We start from the raw sequence: 21018 nt of genomic DNA on the forward strand, positions 1-21018 counted from the left end.
GAATCGGTGTTCACACGTCGTACTCTATCGGCATTGCCGTTTCGCCACAAATGGGATCACCCGACCGCTGGTCAAGTCTTCTTGAGGTTTCATGTCCCCGCGCCCGTTCCTTTTGAGCCTGATTTACCCGTGCCTCATCCTGTGCGCCCTTGTAAGCACAGGGGTCGCCGCAAAAACGGCAGGAGTAGAATTCCCTGTCTGGTCGCGGACCTATACCGGCACGCTGGGCCGCAAGACGGTGGAGGTCCAGCTTGACCGCATCGCCGATCGCATCACCGGTAGCTATTGCTACGTCCCCTGCACCGCCGAAACGCGACAGGCCCTGCAGTTGCGGGGCGCGCTCAAGGGACAGACGGTGCAACTGACCGAAACGCAGGGCGATGGCGATAGCGCCCCCAAAACCGGCACCTGGGCGCTGAACCTGGAGGCGGCCAACGGCACCTGGTCTTCGCCCGATGGCCAGCGTCAGTTGCCGCTCACCCTGACACGGCCGGCGGACGATTTTCCTTTCGATATCCACGTGGTCGCCAGCGCCCTGCCCACGGCCGACGATTGCGCCGACACACCGGCGGTCTCCGAAATCCGCCTGTACCGGAACGGCAAGCTGTTTCAGGCCCTGCCGACCGACTCCCAGGGCACCTGCGATATCTTCACCCCGCAGATCGTCGATATGAATTTCGACGGTCATCCCGATCTGATGATCGCCCAGACCCTGCCGGCCGCCCCGAACATCCCCTACGATATGTGGCTGTATGAGCCGACATCCGGCAGGTTCGTATCTGCGCCAACCTCACTGATGGACATCACCTCGCCGGAATTCGATGCCGCCCATCATAAAGTATGGAATTTCTGGCGCGGCAGTTGCTGCGATCACGGCATAGATGTCTACGAGTGGAAGAATGGCGAGCTGAGCCAGACCGACAGCGGCGAAAGCTATATCCTGCCTGTCCGGGTCGGGAAGACGGACTATTACTGCTACATCATGCCAGACTATGCCGATGGCCATGTCGCATATCCCGACGCGATCCGCAGCGATCCGCAAGGGCGACTGACCACGGCCGCCGACCTCACCGGCTGCGATATCGGGCCCGATATGCTGGAGCGCACACGCGTCGATATCTGGAAGGAGACGGTCAACGGATGGGTTCTGGCCGATACCAGGGCCGTGACCTGGCAAAAGACGCAGATGGCCGGCGAGGCGCGCTACTGCCCGGTCGTGCCCTTCCTGAACAATGGCCGCATCCAGCCTGCCCTCCTGACCGATCCGGATCTGTGCTCAACCGAAGATCCCGGCCCTGCCTGATCCCCATGTTTCATCACGCATCTGTGATTGTGATTTGGCGTTTCACCCGCAATCCCCTATACGGGGGCATCGCCCGCCGCACAGAGTACCCATGACGCTTGCCGCCGTACCGACGCCCGCGCCGAAATCGCGTGAAATCCGCGCCCTGACGGGTCTGCGCGGCATTGCGGCCCTGTACGTGGTCTTCTTCCATGCCAACGGCCTGCACGCTTTCCCGATGGCGGTGCGTCCCTTTGTCAGCCACGGCTATATGGCGGTGGACCTGTTCTTCATCCTGAGCGGCTTCGTCATGGCCATGACCTATGGCGGCCTGTTCGAAAACGGTTTCGACCTGAAGAACTTCAAGACATTCCTGCTGCTGCGCCTGGCGCGCATCTATCCGCTCTATATCCTGATGACGGTGATCACCGCCGTGATGATCACCACCGTGCTGAGCCATACCTATCGCTTTGACGACAATGTGCTGCGCGCCCTGCCCTATAACATTACCATGAGCCATGTCTGGGGGCTGGCCTATTCGATCGTGCCCCCCTCGTGGTCGATCAGCACCGAATGGGCGGCCTACCTGCTGTTTCCGGTCAGCATCATCCTGGCCCTGTGGCTGCCGCGCCGCTATGCCCTGCTGGGCGTTGTGGCCGCCTTCGGCATCCTGATCGCCGTCGCCTATGGCCCACAATGGATGACCCACCACGCCTATAAGGGCATCGGCAAGCTGGATGTCGTCCATTCCTACGCCCCCGGCACCACCCTGCGCTGCCTCGCCGGTTTCTACATCGGCCTCGTCGCCTTCCGCTTCAAGGACCTGATACCCTCACGCGCCGCCGGGCTTTTCCTGCCGCTCGCCCTTTACCTGCTGTGCTACCGGGCGAACGATGTCTGGCTGGTCGCTGTCTTCGCCGGCCTGATCATGAGCCTGAGCCACGATGAAGGTCTGATTGCCCGCCTGCTACAAAATCGCATCGTCTACTGGCTGGGCCTGGTGTCCTTCGCCCTCTATCTGGTGCATGACCTGGTGCAGAAGATCATCTTCAAGTCGCTACCCGCCTGGGGCCTGGATATGGGCCTGTCGAAAATGACCTGGGTTTTCGTCTCGGTTGCCGCTTCGCTCGGCCTCGCGGCCCTGGCGCACTACTATTATGAGAAACCGTCGCGTGTCTGGGCGCGCAACCTGATCAAGACACTGGAAAATCATTCCCCGGTCTTCAGCCGTGCCAACTATACGAAACTGACCGATTATCTGCGCTCAGTCGCGGCGCGCCCCACCACGCCGGCGGAATAACGCCTTTAATCTCCGGAAAAGCCATTATAGGGCGGGGCGTTGCAGACCGCCGATACGATGCGAGACAGGCTTACCACAAAGGATCGGGTGGAAAACCTAACAGAGCCTCCTGGATACGGCGCAGCGAGCCTTCGTTGATATCGTCCGGCAGGGCCTCTGGTGCGAAAAAGCCGACATTCTTGATCTCGGCGTGCGAGGTCATCGGCACTTCTTCGAAGGTATCGACGCGGAACAGCAGGACATGATCGCCCGGGAAGAAGCGTTCATTGCTGTGCACGGACAGGAGTTTCGGCATTTCCAGCGGATTGATGCCCGCCTCCTCGCGCAGTTCGCGCGCCACGGCATCGGGCGCCGTCTCGCCGGCATCGACTCCGCCACCCGGCAGCCACCAGCCGTGCAGGTAGGTATGCTCGATCAGCAGCACTTCCCCTTTCGGATTGACCACCAGGCCACGTACGCCGAGGGTCTTGCCGCGCGTCGCCCGTGAATAGGCGAAAAACAGCGGCCGCGAATAGGGTTCTACAACTCTCTTCCAGTCTTCCATCTGCTTCAATTGACGACCCCATAAGGCTAGAGAATGGCGTTATTGTAACAAGATTGAAATCGCATGCGGATCATTTGCGCGTGATCGAATTGCGCAAAATGGCTATTTTCTTTGACACAAAACACTCTTGTCACATCCGCCCGCGGCAGCTAACACTTGAAGATATTTTTCGCGGAGTCTGTCATGCTCGCCATCGCCATCCTCGCCTCGTTCCTCGTCTTCATGTCCATCATGAACGTCATCGATTTCGGCCGCATTGACTAAGACCGCCTTAGTTACCGGCGCCGCCAAACGGATTGGCCGCGCCATCGCCCTCACCCTGGCGAAAGCCGGCTATAATATCGGCGTCCATTACGGTCAGTCCCGCGAAGACGCGCAGGCCCTTGTCAGCGAACTGGAAGCGCTGGGCGTCAAGGCCCATGCCGTGCAGGGCGATCTCAGCCAGGTGGCGCAGGTTGCCGACCTGATCGGCCGGACGCGTGAGGCGCTCGGCCCCATCGATGTGCTGGTCAACAATGCCTCCGTCTTTGCCGATGACCGCGCCCGCAGCCTGACCCTCGAAAGCTGGCAAATGCACATGGACACCAATCTGCTGGCGCCCATCCTGCTGTCACAGGCCTTTGCCGCACAGCCCGATCTGCCTGAAGGCGCCTCGATCATCAACCTGATCGACCAGCGTGTGCTCAAACCCTCCCCGCCCTTTTTCAGTTACAGCCTCTCCAAGGCCGGGCTTTGGCATGCCACGCGCACCCTGGCACAGGCTCTGGCGCCCCATATCCGCGTCAATGCCATAGGCCCCGGCCCGACCCTGCGCTCGATCCACCAGAGCGAAAAGGATTTCGAGCGCGAGGCGCGGTCCACCCTGCTGCAAAAGCCGACCTCCCCGGAAGAGGTGGCGGCGGCGGTGATCTATCTGCTCAGCGCGCCCAGCGTCACCGGCCAGATGATCTGCGTCGACTCAGGCCAGCATCTGAACTGGCGGACATTGGATATGTTCGATTTGTAAGGTCTAATTCTGCAGCTTTTCACTCATGTTGTAGCTGTGCGTCTCCAGTTGCTTTACCCCACCGATGATAAAGCCTTTTTGAGTTGTGCATTCGGCTTCGCGCGCCAGACCTGACGAAATCACCATTGTGTATCGACAATGACGCTCAAGAATCAAACTGGAGTCGGCAGGCAACTGATCGGCCTGAACGCCCATGTAAGCTACGATCTTCGGAATCACCTCTTTGAATGCGACGGCCAACGACGCCGCCTCAGGAACCGAGTCCCAGGTGATAATGGCGGTATCCTTCTCCTCGTCCCATGATATGAGTGACATGCTAATGTTCACATCGACCAGACCGCCTAAAGGCACGGTTTCCTGCGCCTTGGTTACAGCCTTCTCTCCAAGAACCAGCCCTGTATTGTGGGGCCATGACAACAGGACAAGTTCCGGCAAAAATGTATTAGCCGCGCTTTCCGGCGTCATCAGGCCGAAAACCTTTTCTACAGCTTCATCCATACGCTTTGGCAAATCCGCCTGCTTGGCATTCGCAGGGTCCTGGCTCGCAACTTTCGTAACAAAAGCTCGATAGTTAGCTTTCAACCCGGCCATGTCTTCAATTCTGGTTGGCCCAAAATCAGTGGACGCCGTATAGCCTATGCCATTCATAAGAAGCATGGAGCCGGTAAGTGCGGAGGTATCAACACCAGGCGGCGGTACATTACCGTTGAAGCTATTCAGCTTCGATGACAGCAGGACAGGATGAATCTGGTAAGTCTCATCCTTGGCCGTGTAAGTGTTTTCGTAGGTATAGGTCAGATCGACATGGTTCGCTGAACCATTCGCATCCTGATCAATCTTTTGCTGAACCGTAAGGATCACCTTGCCGGTATTAGGCACATTCAACGGCAGTTCATGATAGTTCGCACCATTATTGGCTGACGTTTCAGCCGAAAAGGCCGACCCTGCTACCATCATAGCCGCGCCAATAAAAGCGGCTGCACATATACGCATTTCCCCCCCATATTTACAAAATAGAAGTGGTCCGGCCTGCGATAAACAAGCCATGAAAGACCGGAGATTACCGCCGCTTCGCGTTCCCCATCATGCCGCGCACCAGGCTGCCCATCACCGCAATACCAATGGAACGTATGATCGGCACGGCCACCGAGGTCACGGCCTTGATCGTCTGCTGCTGGGCCTTTTCCTTTGCCTTCTGCGCTTCCAGATCGGCCTTGGCCTGAGCCTTGGCTTGCGCCGCTGCGGCGGCTGCCGCCTGCTTTTCAGCGGCGGAAGGTGGCGCCGGCGGCGCCGATGCGGCTGCAGCGGCCACCTTGGCGCTCAGGATTTCATAGGCCGACTCGCGGTCCTTCACCGTGTCATAAACCCCCGCCACCGGCGACTTGGCCATGATATCGGCACGCTCCTGATCGGTCGCCGGTCCCATGCGCGAAGCCGGTGGGCGGATCATCGCCCGGTCGCAGATATTGGGGATGCCCTTGGGATCGAGCAGCGATACCAGCGCTTCGCCGGTGCCCAGTTGCTGAAGCACGTCGATGGTCTTGAAGGCCGGATTTTCGCGGAAGGAATCCGCCGCCGCCTTCAGGCCCTTCTGCTCGGAAGGCGTATAGGCGCGCAGGGCGTGCTGCACACGGTTGCCAAGCTGACCCAGCACCGTATCGGGAATATCAGCCGGGTTTTGCGTGATGAAATAGATGCCGACGCCCTTGGAACGGATCAGGCGCACCACCTGTTCGATCTTTTGCAGCAGGGCGGGCGAGGCCTCATTGAACAGCAGGTGGGCCTCATCGAAGAAGAAGACGAGACGCGGCTTTTCGGGATCGCCGACTTCCGGCAGTTCCTCGAACAGCTCCGACATCAACCACAGCAGGAAGGTCGAATAGAGCTTCGGGTTCTGCATCAGCCGGTCGGAGGCCAGGATGTTGACATAGCCCTTGCCGGAAATATTGGTGCGCATCAGGTCTTCGAGGCGCAGAGCCGGTTCGCCGAAGAAATGGGCGGCCCCTTGGTTTTCCAGGGTCAGCAGGTTGCGCAGGATGGTCGCCACGGTGGTCGGCGAGATCTGGCCGTAGGTCTGGCTCAGGTCTTTAGCATTATCCGAAATATGGTTGAGCATGGCGCGCAGATCATTGAGATCGAGCAGCAGCAGGCCCTCTTTATCCGCCACGGCGAAAGCGATATTGAGCACGCCTTCCTGCACATCGTTCAGCTCCAGCAGGCGCGCCAGCAGCAGCGGCCCCATCTCGGAAATAGTGGCGCGGATCGGATGACCCTTCTGGCCGTACAGGTCCCAGAAGATGACCGGGGCGGCGGCAGGCTGGAGATCGATCCCCATGCCCTTGGCGCGCTCCAGCAGCTTGTCATTAGGTTGACCAGGCTGGGAAATGCCCGACAGATCGCCCTTGATATCGGCGGCGAAGACAGGCACGCCGGCGTCGGAAAAGGCCTGGGCCAGGATCTGGAGCGTGATCGTCTTGCCCGTGCCGGTGGCGCCCGCCACGATACCGTGGCGATTGGCGCGTCCGTAGAGCAATATTTCCGGCGCGGTGGCCTGTCCAACAAAAGCGCCTGTAGAATCCGCCATGGTCTTGCTCCTTCCGAAAACGTTACAGTCTTACTTCACGACTTCAGCCTTCGCCAGCCGTTGTGTCAGCCAGGCACGTAAAAAACGCTGCGTTGGCATTTCGAAATAACGGTGACTAAGCCAGCCCAGCCCCATAACCGTCGCCATAAAGGCGACAAATGCCAGGGGAGAGCCAAACCATTGAACGCGCTGGACCAGCGGCCACCTGGATAAGACCAGCATGAGCGCCAGTTGCAGCGGAAAGTGCAGAAGATAGATCGAATAGCTGATGTCCCCAAGCCATGACAGCCTGTGGAGATGCGCGCGGTCCAGCAGCCTCGTCTTCCAGCGATCCTGCATCAGCCCCAGCATCATCACGCTCAACGGCAGAACGATATAGATGAAGGATTCGGTATTCAGGAAATAATTGATGAGATTCGCGGATGGATCGGCCGGGGGCTCCACCCGACCATTCATGTAACTGACGATCCATATGATCGGCAGCACTATGGCAAGGGTCAGGGTCACACCTCGGCGCCATCTTATATTTTGAGGCTCACACAGGTAGCGAACACCGTAATAAACGATACCGCCCAAAAAGAAGCTCGGCATCCCGCGCGCAAAATCATTCGGCTCCATAACATGGATGTATTTGAATATGGCACCGAGCAGGAACAGCCCGGTCAGCACGAGCATACGATTCTGACGGAAATAGCAAACCAGGAAGAACAGCAGATAAAGGAACACCTCTACCGAAATGGACCATGACGGCCCATTGAAGGATTGCGGCGCGCTCGGCACCCATTGGTGCACCATGAACAGATTGAGCAGGAAATTGACCGGGGTGTTACCGGTGTAAATATACTCGACTCCATACAGAGATACATAGATGCCCTGCATGATCGCCACGCAGATAAACGTGACAAAATAGAGGGGATAAAGGCGTGCGAAACGCGCAACAAAAAAGCTGACGGCGCTGGTGCGACGGCTGGCGACCGCCTCACTGTACAGCCAGAAAAATACATAGCCTGAAATGGAAAAGAACAGCTCCACGAACCGTTGCCCGTAGAGATAGACAGGCTTCAGCAGCCCTTGAAATGGCATGTCAGCATAATCGAAGCCGATGGCCATGTTGATCAGGAAAAAGTGCTTGTAGTGAAACGTTATCACCAGAATGGCCGCCACACCGCGCAGGATATCCAGCTCGTAAAAGCGGGCCTTTTGCGGGTGCAGGGAGGGCGTGTCTGGCAAAGGATCAGATCAGGTTTGACGTTCGACGCTGTAGATGGCGAGATTTTCCAAAGCCTGGCGCCAGGGGCCGTCTTCGAAGACCTGCAGGGAGACCCGGGCCTTCTCGGCATAGTCACGCGCCACGTCGCGGGCCGCACCGAGCGCCCCGGAAGACAGCATCAGGCGCTGGGCGTGCTGGAAATCACCCTCTTTTTGTTCGCGCTGGCCAATGGCACGATCCCAGAAGGCCGCTTCCTTCGGGGTGGCGCGCATGGCGAGGATCAGCGGCAGGGTTACCTTGCTTTCGGCGAAATCGTCGCCGGCATTCTTGCCGAGATCGGCCGCCGAGCCCTGGTAATCGAGGATATCATCCTGGATCTGGAAGGCGAGGCCCAGGTTCATGCCGAAATCGCAAAGCGCCTTTACCTTCTCTTCCGAAGCACCGGAAGCGACGGCCCCGCTTTCCGAAGCCGCAGCGAAGAGCGCCGCCGTCTTCGAGGAAATGATCTCGATATAGTCGTCCTGGCTGAGGTTGAGGTCGAAGGCCTTCATCAGCTGCAGGACCTCGCCCTGGGTGATGACCGCAGAGGCCTTTGACAGGATATCCAGCGCCCGCAGGGAACCGGTTTCGACCATCAACTCGAAGGCGCGGGCAAACAGGAAATCGCCGACCAGAACCGAAGACGGCGCGCCCCAGATCAGGTGGGCCGCCACCTTGCCGCGACGCAGCTGCGAGGAATCGACCACATCATCATGCAGCAGCGTGGCCGTATGGATGAATTCGACCGCCGCCGACAGGTTGTGGTGATAGCTGTTGTTCGTGTTGCACAGGCGGGCCGCCGCCACGCATAAAAGCGGGCGCAGGCGCTTGCCGCCGGCCGCGATCAGATGCGCCGCCAGTGCCGGAATCACAGCCACTTCCGACTGCATGCGCTCGGTGATCAGGGCATTGATATCGACCATGTCCGGCTCACACAGGCTGACCAGGGCCTTCACGTCCGGTCTGGCAGTGGTGGGAACCGCCTCCGGTGCGGGGCGCACAGTGTCGATATTGGCCGAATCCAAAGCTGATACTCCTGAACTTTAACCTTTAGGCCATAAACCGCCTTGACCGCGCAGGCAATGGGCCGCGATACTATTTAGTGACTTAATTCGTCACTTCACTTGTGACAGTTTGCGCCACTGTGACGTAAAAACGATCAGAAAACGATCTGGAATATGACCAGAAACTTAGCAGAGATAAGCCTGCAATCCGACATAAAAACGACCGCCACCCATCTGCTGGACGGCCGCGTCAAATTGATGCAGCCCCGCAAGGGTTATCGTATCGGCATGGATGGCGCGCTGCTGGCCGCCGCCTGCGCCAGCCTGCCGAAGGTGAAGACCGCGCTCGAACTGGGTTGCGGTGTCGGCGGCGCCCTTCTGTCGCTGAAAATGCGCTGCCCGGCCCTGAGCCTGACCGGCATAGAGCGCGAGCCCGACTATGCGGCACTGGCCCGCGAAAATATTCCTCTGAATGCGCTTTCCGGTGTGACGATCATCGAAGGCGACATCGGCCAGGGCTTCAAGGCCTTTGAACTGGAGCGCTTCGACCTCGTCTTCTCCAATCCCCCCTATTTCGACGATCCCGACACCCTGCGCGCGCCGCACGACACCAAGCGCGCGGCCTGGATCGCCGATGACGGGCTGGAGGCCTGGCTCGATTTCGCGCAAAGCGCCGTGGTGGATCAGGGCCATATCGTCTTCATCCATCGCGCCGACCGGTTGGCGGATATACTGAGTGGTCTGTCGAAGAAATGCGGCTCGTTTGTCGTGCGCCCGATCCAGCCCTTTGCCGACAAAGAGTCAAAGCGCGTGTTGGTGCGGGCCCAGAGGCTGGGCAAGGCGCCCCTGCGCCTGCTTCCGCCGCTAGTGCTGCATGATGATGGCGAGCGCAAGCATACGCCAGAGGTCGAATCTATTCTGCGCGGGAAAGCAGACCTTTCCTGGTAATCACCTTGGCGCCCGTCATGCTCAGATGCTGGCCATTGAAGTAGAGTACCCCAGCCGCCGGGTCATAAACCCGGCAGCGAACCGCATCGCACAGCGCATCAGATGGCCGCAGGACCGCCAGATTGTGGCTATGGGAGAAGGTGTCGAGCGTGGCAATCGTCTGACCGTTTTCACGGTCGAACTGCGCGCGCGATATGCCAACACTCAAAGGATCGCGCCCCAGAAACGCGGAAAGCCGCATAGCCAGCCCCACCTGTGAGGGCGGATCGAAGTCATAGACCGGCACGGGATAAAGCAGCACCACCTGCTTGCCCGCCACCTGCAGATCGAGCGCGCTCAGTTCCAGCCCGCCCATCATGGCCGCGCTGTTTTCTTCGTCATAGCGGCGATAATTGACCGCCAGGATCACAGTCCTGATATTCGGATCGGATTTCAGATGCAGCAACATATCGGCATTATGATCGCGGCAGGCGCGGTTATAGGCGATGGTAAAGCCCACGCTCGGCGGGCAGGCCGAGGCGGTGGTCTGGCGCACGACCACGCCTTGATCCGCCAGCGCGTTCGCCAGTTCCACGCCTTCGCTGTCGCCCCAGACGGCAACCGAGGGCGCCGCCCCGCCGAGGACACAGGTATCGCGATAGGCGCGGCGGCTATTCTGCGCGATATGGCAGCGCTTGCGGTCCGGACTGTAATCGTCGGTGGCGGCAAAGGCGGCCTGTTCGGCGCTATTGAAGCGCTGCGGCAAACCCTTGGCGCCAAAGACCAGCAAGGCACTGACAATTGAAAGGACCATGGCGCCACCCGCCAGTCCCCATAACCGGCGCGGGCGCTTTTCCAGAAACGGCTGCTCGATATAACGGCGCGACACGATCGACAGAGCGAAGGTAACGATCACCGCCGCTAACGCGATCCACCACGCCTCGCCAAAGATGATCCGCGCAAAAACCAGTAGCGGCCAATGCCAGAGATAGAGCGAGTAGGAAATATCGCCCGTCCAGACCAGCGGTGGCGCACTGATCAGTTTATTGCCCCAGCCATTCGTCGTCAGCAGAAGAAGTGCCGCGCCAAGACACGGCGGCAAGGCCCACAGACCGGGAAATGACAGGCTATTATTCAGCCCGATCAGGCTGGCCGCCAGCATGGCGACACCCAGCAAGGATAGGAGTCGCCGGGTCTTTTCGCTAAGCGTGAAGCGTGTTTGCGCCCAGACGGTCAACGCCCCGATCAGCAGTTCGAAGGCACGCGTCGTCGGCAGGTAAAAGGCCGCTTCCGGGCGCGTTGTCATCTGCGCCACCATCAAGGACAGCAAGGCCAGTCCGGCCAGAACGGGCCACATAAACCGTCGCGCAAACCGGCGTAATCCCAGCAAAAGCAGGGGGAAAATAAGATAAAACTGCTCCTCGACGCCCAGCGACCATGTATGCAGCAGCGGTTTCAGATTGGCGGAGGCATCGAAATAATCCGCCAGCCGGGCAAAGGCGAAGTTGGACAGAAAAAGCGTGGTGAAAAACTGGCTGTAGACCAGCTCACTCAGCAGTTTCGGCGGCAGGATCGCCAGCCCGGCCACCAGCGTAAACGCCAGCACAGTAAACAGCGCCGGAAACAACCGCCGCACGCGCCTCTGGTAGAAATCGCGCAGGCGAAAGGTCCGCGCCTCCATATCCCGCAGCAGAATCTGCGTGATCAGGTATCCCGAAATAACGAAAAAAATATCGACACCGGCAAACCCGCCCGGCAAGGCCTGATGGCTGACATGAAACAGCACCACCGCCAGCACGGCGATGCCGCGCAAGCCCTGAATATCGGCGCGTTTTATGTGCGCGTCAGGCGTCATTCGCCGCCTTCGCCACGCCGTCGAGATAGCGCTTGGTCGCGTCCAGCCGGTTGCCTTTCAACGCAGCGCGGCGCCCCAACAGGTCCGGGCTGCCGGCGTTATAGTCCGTCATCAGCTGGCGGACAAAATCGCCTGACTGGACATCCTTCAGCACATCCAGCATGGCCTGTTTGCTGGCGGCATTGATAATGCGCGGGCCGGTCAGATAGGCGCCGTATTCCGCGGTGTTGCTGATCTTTTCAAAGCCACCGGACATGCCCAGTTCCCACAACAGATCGACCACCAGCTTCAGTTCATAGCAGGTCTCGAACCACGCCACCTCCGGCGGATAACCGGCATCGACCAGGGTCTGGAAGCCCTCGGTCACCAGATTGCGCGTGCCGCCGCACAGCACGACCTGCTCTCCGAAAAGGTCGCTCTCGCACTCGTCCTTCATGGTGGTTTCCAGAATACCCTTGCGGCCGCAGCCCAGAGCCGCGGCAAAGCTCAGACCGAGAGCTTTGGCATTCCCGGTGGCATCCTGCTGCACGGCGAACAGGCAGAACACCCCCTCGCCCGCCACATAGATATCGCGGATGCGCGGCCCGATCCCCTTGGGCGAGACCAGCAGCACATCGACATCGGCCGGCGGCGTCACCAGTCCGAAATTACAGGAAAGCCCATGCGCGAATATTAGCGCCTGACCGCCGCGCAGATGCGGATTTATCTCTTCGGCAAACAGCTTCTGGTGCGCCTCGTCCGAGGTGAGAATGATCAGCACATCGGCCCATTGCACGCCCTCGGCCACCGTCACCACCTCGAAACCATCGGCCTCGGCCTTGGCGCGGGTCTTCGAGTCCGGCTTCAGCGCCACCTTGATCTGCGTCACGCCGGAATCGCGGGCATTCAGCGCCTGGGTGCGGCCCTGACTGCCATAGCCGATCACCAGCACCTTGCGCACCCGGATGACGGAGAGATCACAATCGCGGTCATGATAAACGGGCAGTGGCATGGGGGGCTTCCCTTCTATATACTCAGCGCAGAATCGTAAGGCCGGTATAATCCATGTTTGATCACCCCGAATACCAGTATCTCAATCTTGTCCGTGATATCATGGATAACGGCGTGGCGCGGTCGGACCGCACCGGCACCGGGACGCTGGGGCTTTTCGGCCGGCAGATCCGTTTCGACCTCTCCAAGGGCTTCCCGCTCCTGACCACCAAGAAGGTGCATTTCAAGTCGATCGCGGTCGAGCTTTTGTGGTTCCTGCGCGGCGATACCAATGTCAAATACCTGCACGATCACGGCGTCACCATCTGGGACGAATGGGCCGATGAGAACGGCGACCTAGGGCCGGTCTATGGCAAGCAGTGGCGCAGTTGGGCGGCCCCCGATGGCCGCGTCATCGACCAGATGAAAAACCTGGTCGAGAACCTCAAGACCAATCCCTATTCGCGCCGCCATGTGATTTCGGCCTGGAACCCGGCCGAGGTCGACGACATGGCCCTGCCGCCCTGCCACTGCCTGTTCCAGTTCTTCGTGGCGGATGGCAAACTGAGCTGCCAGCTTTACCAGCGCTCGGCGGATATCTTCTTAGGCGTGCCGTTCAATATCGCCTCCTATGCCCTGCTGACCCATATGGTGGCGCAGGCGGTTGGTCTGGAAGCCGGCGATTTCGTCCATAGCTTCGGCGACGTCCACCTCTACACCAACCATATGGAACAGGCGAAAACCCAACTGGAACGCACGCCGTTCGACTTCCCCAAGCTGGTAATGGCGCCAAAGACCGACCTGTTCGGCTTCGACTATGCCGATTTCGCCATCGAAAACTATGAATCCCACGGCGCACTGAAGGCCAAGGTCGCGGTATGAGCCTGAAAGTGAGACTGGCCCTCGTCGTTGCGATGAGCGACAACGGCGTGATCGGGCGTGATGGCGGTTTGCCGTGGCACCTGCGCTCCGACCTCAAGCGCTTCAAGGAAATCACCCAGTTCAAGCCGATCATCATGGGCTCGACCACCTGGGAATCGCTACCACGCAAGCCCCTGCCCGGCCGGCTGAATCTCGTGCTCAGCCGCGATCCGAAGATGGAGGCCGAGGGCGGCATCATCTGCACCACCCTGATGGAAGCGCTCGATATCGCCCGCGAACACGCCGCCGACGATGGTGCCGACGAAATCTGTGTCATCGGCGGGGCCAATGTCTATGAACAGACCCTGCCCAAGGCCGACCGGCTCTATGTCAGCCATGTCCATGCCGATGTCGAAGGCGACGCCCATTTCCCGGCTATTGATCCGGCCGTCTGGCAGGTAACATCGGAAGAGTCATTCTCGAAAACCGAAAACGACGATCACGATTTCACGCTCAGGGTTTATGATCGGATAAAGCCTTCGCGCTGAAACCATGTTTTAGGTTTGACCACGAAAAACACGAAAAGCACGAACGTCTTGATCATCGGCAAAATCCGAGACTGGAATTCACTTCTTAAGGATGGCCAAAGGCCCTCTTTAAAAGAGATCGGTCACCTTTACGATTTTTGTGATTACGACGAAGTTCGTGCTTTTCGTGTTTTTCGTGGTCAAACCTTACGATCATCCGATCCCCACTCTGAAGTGAACGTTTGTACAGTCCAACCTACGGAAACCCCGCGCCGGCCTTGATCATATCGCCGAGGCCAAAACCCTTTTTCTTCTTTTTACCGTCCTGCGGCTGAGAGGTATCGCCCTTCTGCGCGCCCATCATGCCGGCCATGTCCTGTCCCAGCATTCCGCCGGTCGAGGTCCGGTAGCGCACCTTGGTCTCCCAGGCGATGTTCCACGGCACCTTCGGATCGGCAGGACGCGGCGGATAGACGAAATTGGTCTCTCCGCCATAGGCGGTGATGCCATAGATCGCGCCCTGCACGTTCTGCCCTACCTCAGCCGGCACGGTGCAGGTGGTCGCCTCGCCTGGCAGCAGCGCCTTGCTGGCCAGCAGCTGGTCGATATCATTCGGTGTCAGATACCCCGGCGCCGCCCCCATCCAGCCCGTCTGAATCTGGGCCGAGGTCCACATCACCGCCACTGTCTCACCATTCTGCTGACCGCCGCCCACGGCCGTGGCGACAATGCCTTTCGCGCCGGGAATGGCGGCCCAGGTCAGGCGCGTGGCGCCGCTGGCGTCGGTCGTATTACCGGTCACGTCGATCGGGTCCATGAAGTCCTGTGCCTGCGACAGGGTGAAATCGATCTGCGGGCTGTAATTACCCTTCACCGTATGGGCGCCGGCGAGCGAGCCCTTGACGTCTTTCGTGCTCTGGCTGTTCGGCCATTCGCCATATGTTTTGGCGCTGGAAGGCGAAGGCGGATGCACGACATCGAGAGGGACGGGCTTGAACATGGACAGTGCCATAGTCTGGCGTTGCGCCGGATCGGTGATCTTCGCCAGGTCGATCACCAGCGGTTGGCCGGCCGGCGCATGTGCGCCGCAACCCCAAAAGATCAGGATCTTGCCTTTTGGCGGCTCATGGCTTTCCGTCGTTTCGCCGGGTGTATAGGTGTCGGTGACCTTGCCCGGCGTATAGCGCAGCGGCAGGTCATTGCCGGCGCTCAAGCCCGCTGGCGGCAGGTGATCGGCCGCAGCCTGCCCGCTGGCCGCCTGGCTGGAGCCCAGACGCAGGTACAGGCCATGATGGACATTATCGCCGCCGCCCATCATGCCCATGATCGAACTCATGGAGGGCTTGCCACCGCCCAGGTTCATGCCACTTGAGGTCGCCGTATCCACCCAGTATCGCGCCACCGGACCGGTGACGACCTGCTTGACCGGGGCGGCCGCCCTGACCGGCGTGAGTACAAGACCCGCGCCCGCGATTACGCATAGAACAGACTGAAGCCTTACTGAACGCATAGCCACCTCCGCGCCGATCGGCAGTTCCCATTCGCGATTTCAGAGAATTATTTCAAATCTGATACGATGGATCGGCGCGGCTGGCAATGCGAAAGAACGCCGTTAGACGAGCGACCCCAGGAGGGCGCGTTCGAAGCCGCGAGCCTCAGTGCCGCGGCCGGAGCGGATCTTTTCCACCCATTCCGGATCGGCCAGCAGGGCGCGGCCCACGGCCACCAGGTCGAAATCGCCGCGATCGAGCCGCTTCAGCAGTTCATCGATCGGCACGGCATGCGAGGTCTCACCACCGAAGCCGGCAATGAACTCACCCGACAGCCCGACCGAACCGACCGTGATCGTCGGCGCGCCAGTGATCTTTTTGGCCCAGCCGGCAAAGTTCAGATCGGAATCGGCAAATTCCGGCTCCCAGAACCGGCGCTGCGAGCAGTGCAGAATATCGACGCCGGCATCGAGCAGCGGCGTCAGCCAGGCTTCCAGTTCCTGAGGGGTTTTCGCGATCTTGTTGTCATAGGCGCCCGGCTTGAATTGCGACAGGCGCAGGATAACCGGGAAATCCGGCCCGACGGCAGCCCGCGCCGCCTTGACGACCTCGACCGCGAAGCGCGTGCGTTCGCCAATGGTGGCGCCGCCCCATTTGTCGCTGCGCTTATTGGTGCCGTCCCAGAAGAACTCATCGATCAGGTAGCCGTGCGCGCCATGCAGTTCGATGGCGTCAAATCCGATGCGCTTGGCGTCGCCCGAAGCCCGTCCGAAAGCGGCGATGGTGTCGGCGATATCAGCCTCGCTCATGGCTTCGCCGATTTCCGCGCCATCGAGGCCCAGGCCCGAAGGGGAATCCATCGGTGTCGGGCGATAATCGGGATTATTGCCCAGGGCGGCGCCGGTGTGCCAGATCTGCGGGGCGATCTTGCCGCCCTTCGCATGGACGGCCGCGACCACCTTCGCCCAGCCATCGAGCGCTTCGCCGTAAATATTGGGGATATTGGCCTCGTTCTTGGAGGCCGGACGCTCGATCACCGTGCCTTCGGTCAGGATCAGCCCGACATTGTTTTCGGCGCGGCGCTCGTAATAGTCTGCCACGGCCTGATTGGGCACCCCGCCTGGCGAGAAGTTCCGCGTCATCGGCGCCATGACCACACGGTTTTGCAGGGTCAGGTTTTTCAGCGTGAAGGGCGAAAACAGGGTATCGTGCGACATATGGCGGCTCCCGATGAAAGTGCATCAGTCGCTGATATGGTTACGGTATGTTGCGGTGCAAGATGAAGGGATGCTATTTTTGCAACCCGTCCAGCACCTTCTGCGCCATCACCTTGAAACGGCTGGCAAGCGCGGTATCCGGCTCAAGCGCCGTGACCGGACGGCCTTCGTCGCAGCCCTTGCGCATGGCCGGATCGAGCGGCACTTCGCCGAGGAACGGCACCTTGACGGCATCGGCCATCTGCATGGCCCCGCCCCGGCCGAATATCTCCATTTCCGAGCCATCGGGCGCCACGATATAGGCCATGTTTTCCACCACCCCCAACACCGGAATGGCCGTCTTGCCGAACAGGGTCACGGCGCGGCGCGCATCGGCCAGGGCCATTTCCTGCGGAGTGGAAACCACCACCGCGCCATCGATCAGCGTTTTCTGGGTCAAGGTCAGCTGCACATCACCCGTGCCCGGCGGCAAATCGACCACCAGCACGTCGAGAGGATCTTCCGCCGTGCCCCAGCGGCTCTGGGTCAGGAGCTGCGTCAGGGCTTGAGAGGCCATCGGCCCGCGCCAGATCATGGCCTGATCGGGATCGACCAGGAAACCGACCGAATTGACCTTCAGGCCGAAGACTTCCGGCGGCACCATCAGCTTGTCGGCGCCGAATTCCGGCGGCGTGCGCAGGCCCAGCATTACCGGCGCCGAAGGGCCGTAGATATCGGCATCGAGATAGCCGACCCGCAGGCCGAGCTGCGACAGGCCGATGGCGAGGCCAAGCGACACGGTCGACTTGCCGACCCCACCCTTGCCCGAGCCGACCACAATCACCTTCTTCACATGGTTGGGGCGTACGCTGGCCACCGGCGCCTTGGGCCGGCTGTCCTCGACGGCGCGCTCGGATAGCTTGGCGGAAGGTTGCTTCTGCGTCGGCGGATTGGGCGCCAGTTCGGCGGTCAACACCACCTGGGCCTTTTTCACGCCCGCCAGGCCGGTCAGCAGCTTTTCCGACGCCAGGCGGACCGGGCCATACTGCGTCACGCGTTCCTGCGGCACTTCCAGCATGAAGCCGACACGCTCGGGCGAGACGATCAGGGCGCGCACCAGGCCGGCATCGGACAGGCCCTGCCCGCTCACCGGATCGATGACGGTATTCAGCGCGGCCAGTACGGTTTCGCGGTCAGGGTGGGCCATGGACTATCTTTCGTCTACACTATAGAAATCGCCCCCCACATAGGCCCTTCATCCCGGCGTTTAAAGTCCAAAATGTCCCGCAACCACCGCCCTCTCTATCTGCTGGCCGGCCCGACCGCCTCGGGCAAGACCGCAAAGGCGCTGGAATGGGCGGCGCAGACAGGCGGCACGATCCTCAATGCAGATTCCATGCAGCTCTATGCAGACGTGCCGATCCTGACAGCGCGGCCGGATGCTGCCGAGAGGACGCGCGCACCGCACCGGCTTTACGGTCATCTCGATGGCCAGACCCTGTGGTCGACCGGCGACTGGCTGCGCGCCGCCCGCCCCTTTATCACCGAAGCCCTTGAGGGGGGGCCGCCCCTGTGCATCGTTGGCGGCACAGGCCTCTACTTCAATGCCCTGGTTTACGGACTGGCGGAAATCCCCGACATCGATGAGGCCGTGCGCCAGGAAGCCCGGGCGGCCTATGACGAGATGGGCGAGGCAAACCTGCGCGCACGGCTGAAACAGCACGATCCGCAAGCCGAGGCGCGGATCATGCCCAATGACCAGCAGCGTCTTTCCCGCGCCTGGGAGGTGTGGCTGCAGACCGGCCGTTCCCTGACCGACTGGCAGAACCGCACCGTGCCGGAACTGGCGGCGAACAGCTATACGCTCGATATCCTGCATCCGGACCGCGCCTGGCTTTACGAACGCTGTGACCGCCGCCTGCAGGTGATGCTCGATCAGGGCGCGCTCGATGAGGTCCGCGCCCTGATGGATAAGGGGTTAGTCGATGACTGGCCGATCATGCGCGTGCTGGGTCTGATCGAGTTCGTGAGCTACCTGCAGGGCGAAACCTCGCTGGAGGACGCCCTCGCCCTGGCCCGGCAAAAGACGCGCAACTACGCCAAGCGGCAGTCGACCTGGTTCCGTAACCAGTTCAAATAACCGGAGAAATTGCATCAAAGGCGCTTGCACGCCGGCAATGAAAGTCATAATCTCGCCACAGACTATAGGGGACCTGTGGGGGGACTTCATGACAATCCTGATTAATCGCCGCGCCCTGATGCGCCTGACCGCCGCTTCCGCCACGCTTGGCGCCCTGCCGCTTATGGCCAGGGCTGATGATACCGCCATACCGCCCGTACCACCGGTCGAGACCTACGCCGCCTCGCCGATGGTCGATCAGATCGCCCTGTCGCCCAATGGCAAGCGCGTGGCCATGGTCAGTCAGAAGGGCGACAACAAAATACTGATGTGGTTCGATATCGGCTCGGAGGATACAAAAAGCTGGGGACTCGGCACAACCAAGATCCGCAATATGTTTTGGGCGGACGATGACCATGTGGTGGTCGTCAACTCCCAGACCACCTCCCTGCCCCAGTTCACCGGCCGCAAGCAGGAAATGAGCCTGGCCCACGTGCTCAACCTGAAAACCCTGAAAATGCAGACCCTTTTCGAAAGGGAGGACGAGTTCTACAATATCGTCATGGGTCCGGTTCGTCGCGTCACCATTGATGGCCAGGCCTGTCTGATGGTTGCAAATTACCGAATGAGCGGGGGATACAGCTACTGCCTGTTCCGTTTTAACCTCGATACGTCCCGCGGTCATATTGTTTGCGAGACCTCCAAGGATACGGAAGGCTTCGTTATTGCGCCGGATGGCTATGTCGTCGCCTATTCCGAATTCGATGACGACCGCAATACGTGGAAGCTGTATTATAACACCTCTCCACGCGGAAAGATGCCGATCTTCAAAGTCATCTACCAGATGAAAGAGGCCCTGGATTACCCGGACCTTGAAGGCATTGGCCACGATGGCGAGTCGGTGATCATCTATTTCAACAAGGGAGACAACAAGGGCGAATATCACGAGATTACCGCTGGCGGCGTCATGGGCCCCGCCCTGGATACCGGTGACTACATCAGTTCAACACCGCTCTATCATCCGACCACACACCGTTTCGCCGGATTCTCGCATAATGACGACTGGATCACCTATCAATATACCGATCCCTTGCTGAAGAAAATCGTCGACGGCGTAAGGGTCATGATGGGCGACGATTACCGCGTCGCCATCGCCGATTTCGCCGACGATCCGCGCCTGATGATCCTCTATGGTGAGGACGCCCAGGATGCCGGCACCTATTACTATGCCGATCTGACAAAAGGCGATCTGGTCGCCATAGCGAGCAACTACGAAGACCTGCCCGCCGAATGGATCAGTGAAAAGACCAGCCTGACCTACAAGGCGACCGATGGTCTGGAAGTCCACGGCTATCTGACCTTGCCGCCCAACAAGCCGAAGACAAATCTGCCGCTGATCGTTCTGCCGCACGGCGGCCCGCAGGCGCGCGATTACATAGCCTTTGACTGGCAGGTCCAGGCCTTGGCGGCGCACGGTTATGCCGTGCTGCAACCCAATTTCCGCGGCTCCTCCGGTTATGGCAGCGCCTTCGTCGAAGCCGCTCATGGCGAATTCGGCCGCAAGATGCAGACCGATCTGTCGGATGGCGTGCGCCATCTGGTCAAGCAGGGCATTGTCGATCCCAAACGCGTGGCCATACTGGGGGCCTCCTATGGCGGCTATGCGGCCCTCGCCGGCGCCACGCTCGACCCCGGCGTCTATAACTGCGCCGTATCCATCGCCGGCATCGCCGATCCGGCCAGTTTCATTTCCTTCATTGCCGAAAAATCGGACAGCACCAGCAGCGCGAGCGTGCTCTATTTCAAGCAGTTCCTGGGCGATCCCAAGCTGTATGACGAGATCTCGCCCGCCAAGCAGGCTGGCAAGGCCTATTGCCCGATCCTGCTGATCCACGGCACGGACGATACCGTGGTGCCGATTGACCAGAGTCACCGCATGGAAAGCGCCCTGAAACGCGCTGGCAAGCCGGTGGAATTCGTCACCTACAAAGGCCAGGATCACTGGGAAACCGTCGGCTCGGCCCGCATCGAAATGATGAAGGCCGCCCTGGCGTTTCTGGATAAACACAACCCGGCAGGCTGAGCGAAGGCACAACCGAAAGCTT

The 21018-nt window shown here is 60.1% G+C and carries 18 protein-coding genes; 8 read left to right on the forward strand and 10 right to left on the reverse strand.

Annotation, left to right across the window (positions count from 1 at the left end):
• Positions 1-91 precede the first annotated feature (91 nt).
• Complete coding sequence (locus QM647_RS00600) at positions 92-1303, forward strand: XAC2610-related protein (protein WP_414993528.1); 1212 nt, start codon at positions 92-94, stop codon at positions 1301-1303.
• A gap of 91 nt (positions 1304-1394) precedes the next feature.
• Positions 1395-2582 carry an acyltransferase family protein gene (locus tag QM647_RS00605; protein WP_414993529.1) on the forward strand — a complete coding sequence of 396 codons (1188 nt, stop codon included), beginning with the start codon at positions 1395-1397 and terminating at the stop codon, positions 2580-2582.
• 70 nt (positions 2583-2652) lie between these two features.
• On the opposite strand, the gene QM647_RS00610 is transcribed toward QM647_RS00605, so the two are convergent.
• A complete protein-coding gene (locus QM647_RS00610) occupies positions 2653-3126 on the reverse strand; it encodes an NUDIX domain-containing protein (RefSeq protein WP_414994542.1) in 474 nt (157 codons plus the stop codon).
• A 256-nt stretch (positions 3127-3382) separates the two neighbouring features.
• Between QM647_RS00610 and QM647_RS00615 the strand changes: the two genes are divergently transcribed.
• Complete coding sequence (locus QM647_RS00615) at positions 3383-4132, forward strand: SDR family oxidoreductase (protein WP_414993530.1); 750 nt, start codon at positions 3383-3385, stop codon at positions 4130-4132.
• Between the two features lie 3 nt (positions 4133-4135).
• Here QM647_RS00615 and QM647_RS00620 read toward each other — a convergent pair whose 3' ends face one another.
• From QM647_RS00620 to QM647_RS00635, 4 genes are all read right to left on the reverse strand, one after another.
• Entirely contained in the window at positions 4136-5125 is a 990-nt protein-coding gene (locus tag QM647_RS00620) for a hypothetical protein (protein WP_414993531.1), read from the reverse strand.
• Between the two features lie 67 nt (positions 5126-5192).
• Positions 5193-6716: a helicase HerA-like domain-containing protein gene (locus tag QM647_RS00625; protein WP_414993532.1), complete on the reverse strand. Its 1524-nt coding sequence runs from the start codon at positions 6714-6716 to the stop codon at positions 5193-5195.
• A 30-nt stretch (positions 6717-6746) separates the two neighbouring features.
• The gene (locus tag QM647_RS00630) at positions 6747-7946 is read right to left on the reverse strand and encodes an acyltransferase family protein (protein ID WP_414993533.1); all 1200 of its coding nucleotides are present in this window, start codon (positions 7944-7946) and stop codon (positions 6747-6749) included.
• 9 nt (positions 7947-7955) lie between these two features.
• Entirely contained in the window at positions 7956-8990 is a 1035-nt protein-coding gene (locus tag QM647_RS00635) for a polyprenyl synthetase family protein (RefSeq protein ID WP_414993534.1), read from the reverse strand.
• A gap of 153 nt (positions 8991-9143) precedes the next feature.
• Here QM647_RS00635 and QM647_RS00640 point away from each other — a divergent pair, with 153 nt between their 5' ends.
• On the forward strand, positions 9144-9917 hold the full coding sequence (locus QM647_RS00640; protein WP_414993535.1) for a tRNA1(Val) (adenine(37)-N6)-methyltransferase: 774 nt from the start codon (positions 9144-9146) through the stop codon (positions 9915-9917).
• Here QM647_RS00640 and QM647_RS00645 read toward each other — a convergent pair.
• Both QM647_RS00645 and ilvC read right to left on the reverse strand, forming a co-directional pair.
• On the reverse strand, positions 9883-11751 hold the full coding sequence (locus tag QM647_RS00645; RefSeq protein ID WP_414993536.1) for an acyltransferase family protein: 1869 nt from the start codon (positions 11749-11751) through the stop codon (positions 9883-9885). The two genes, QM647_RS00640 and QM647_RS00645, sit on opposite strands and share 35 nt — an antisense overlap.
• On the reverse strand, positions 11741-12742 hold the full coding sequence (ilvC, locus tag QM647_RS00650; protein ID WP_414993537.1) for a ketol-acid reductoisomerase: 1002 nt from the start codon (positions 12740-12742) through the stop codon (positions 11741-11743). Before ilvC ends, QM647_RS00645 begins: the two co-directional genes overlap by 11 nt.
• Positions 12743-12795: 53 nt before the next feature.
• Here ilvC and QM647_RS00655 point away from each other — a divergent pair, with 53 nt between their 5' ends.
• The gene (locus QM647_RS00655) at positions 12796-13602 is read left to right on the forward strand and encodes a thymidylate synthase (protein WP_414993538.1); all 807 of its coding nucleotides are present in this window, start codon (positions 12796-12798) and stop codon (positions 13600-13602) included.
• The gene (locus QM647_RS00660) at positions 13599-14129 is read left to right on the forward strand and encodes a dihydrofolate reductase (protein WP_414993539.1); all 531 of its coding nucleotides are present in this window, start codon (positions 13599-13601) and stop codon (positions 14127-14129) included. Before QM647_RS00655 ends, QM647_RS00660 begins: the two co-directional genes overlap by 4 nt.
• 235 nt (positions 14130-14364) lie before the next feature.
• Here QM647_RS00660 and QM647_RS00665 read toward each other — a convergent pair whose 3' ends face one another.
• The 3 genes from QM647_RS00665 to QM647_RS00675 all read right to left on the reverse strand — a co-directional run bounded on the left by QM647_RS00665 (position 14365) and on the right by QM647_RS00675 (position 18001).
• The gene (locus tag QM647_RS00665) at positions 14365-15618 is read right to left on the reverse strand and encodes a hypothetical protein (protein WP_414993540.1); all 1254 of its coding nucleotides are present in this window, start codon (positions 15616-15618) and stop codon (positions 14365-14367) included.
• Positions 15619-15720: 102 nt separating this feature from the next.
• On the reverse strand, positions 15721-16815 hold the full coding sequence (locus tag QM647_RS00670; protein WP_414993541.1) for an NADH:flavin oxidoreductase: 1095 nt from the start codon (positions 16813-16815) through the stop codon (positions 15721-15723).
• Between the two features lie 73 nt (positions 16816-16888).
• The gene (locus tag QM647_RS00675) at positions 16889-18001 is read right to left on the reverse strand and encodes an Mrp/NBP35 family ATP-binding protein (protein WP_414993542.1); all 1113 of its coding nucleotides are present in this window, start codon (positions 17999-18001) and stop codon (positions 16889-16891) included.
• Positions 18002-18073: 72 nt separating this feature from the next.
• Here QM647_RS00675 and miaA point away from each other — a divergent pair, with 72 nt between their 5' ends.
• Complete coding sequence (gene miaA / locus QM647_RS00680; protein ID WP_414993543.1) at positions 18074-18934, forward strand: tRNA (adenosine(37)-N6)-dimethylallyltransferase MiaA; 861 nt, start codon at positions 18074-18076, stop codon at positions 18932-18934.
• 88 nt (positions 18935-19022) lie between these two features.
• Complete coding sequence (locus tag QM647_RS00685; protein WP_414993544.1) at positions 19023-20996, forward strand: alpha/beta hydrolase family protein; 1974 nt, start codon at positions 19023-19025, stop codon at positions 20994-20996.
• The last annotated feature ends 22 nt before the right edge of the window (positions 20997-21018 follow it).

Source organism: Asticcacaulis sp. (genome assembly GCF_047605585.1).
In the GTDB taxonomy this organism is placed as follows: Bacteria; Pseudomonadota; Alphaproteobacteria; order Caulobacterales; family Caulobacteraceae; genus Asticcacaulis.

Coding starts and splice junctions, on each gene's coding strand:
- QM647_RS00600 (WP_414993528.1), top strand. CDS start 92: ATGTCCCCGCGCCCGTTCCTTTTGAGCCTGATTTACCCGTGCCTCATC.
- QM647_RS00605 (WP_414993529.1), top strand. CDS start 1,395: ATGACGCTTGCCGCCGTACCGACGCCCGCGCCGAAATCGCGTGAAATC.
- QM647_RS00610 (WP_414994542.1), bottom strand. CDS start 3,126: ATGGAAGACTGGAAGAGAGTTGTAGAACCCTATTCGCGGCCGCTGTTT.
- QM647_RS00620 (WP_414993531.1), bottom strand. CDS start 5,125: ATGCGTATATGTGCAGCCGCTTTTATTGGCGCGGCTATGATGGTAGCA.
- QM647_RS00625 (WP_414993532.1), bottom strand. CDS start 6,716: ATGGCGGATTCTACAGGCGCTTTTGTTGGACAGGCCACCGCGCCGGAA.
- QM647_RS00640 (WP_414993535.1), top strand. CDS start 9,144: ATGACCAGAAACTTAGCAGAGATAAGCCTGCAATCCGACATAAAAACG.
- QM647_RS00645 (WP_414993536.1), bottom strand. CDS start 11,751: ATGACGCCTGACGCGCACATAAAACGCGCCGATATTCAGGGCTTGCGC.
- ilvC (WP_414993537.1), bottom strand. CDS start 12,742: ATGCCACTGCCCGTTTATCATGACCGCGATTGTGATCTCTCCGTCATC.
- QM647_RS00655 (WP_414993538.1), top strand. CDS start 12,796: ATGTTTGATCACCCCGAATACCAGTATCTCAATCTTGTCCGTGATATC.
- QM647_RS00660 (WP_414993539.1), top strand. CDS start 13,599: ATGAGCCTGAAAGTGAGACTGGCCCTCGTCGTTGCGATGAGCGACAAC.
- QM647_RS00665 (WP_414993540.1), bottom strand. CDS start 15,618: ATGCGTTCAGTAAGGCTTCAGTCTGTTCTATGCGTAATCGCGGGCGCG.
- QM647_RS00670 (WP_414993541.1), bottom strand. CDS start 16,815: ATGTCGCACGATACCCTGTTTTCGCCCTTCACGCTGAAAAACCTGACC.
- QM647_RS00675 (WP_414993542.1), bottom strand. CDS start 18,001: ATGGCCCACCCTGACCGCGAAACCGTACTGGCCGCGCTGAATACCGTC.
- miaA (WP_414993543.1), top strand. CDS start 18,074: ATGTCCCGCAACCACCGCCCTCTCTATCTGCTGGCCGGCCCGACCGCC.
- QM647_RS00685 (WP_414993544.1), top strand. CDS start 19,023: ATGACAATCCTGATTAATCGCCGCGCCCTGATGCGCCTGACCGCCGCT.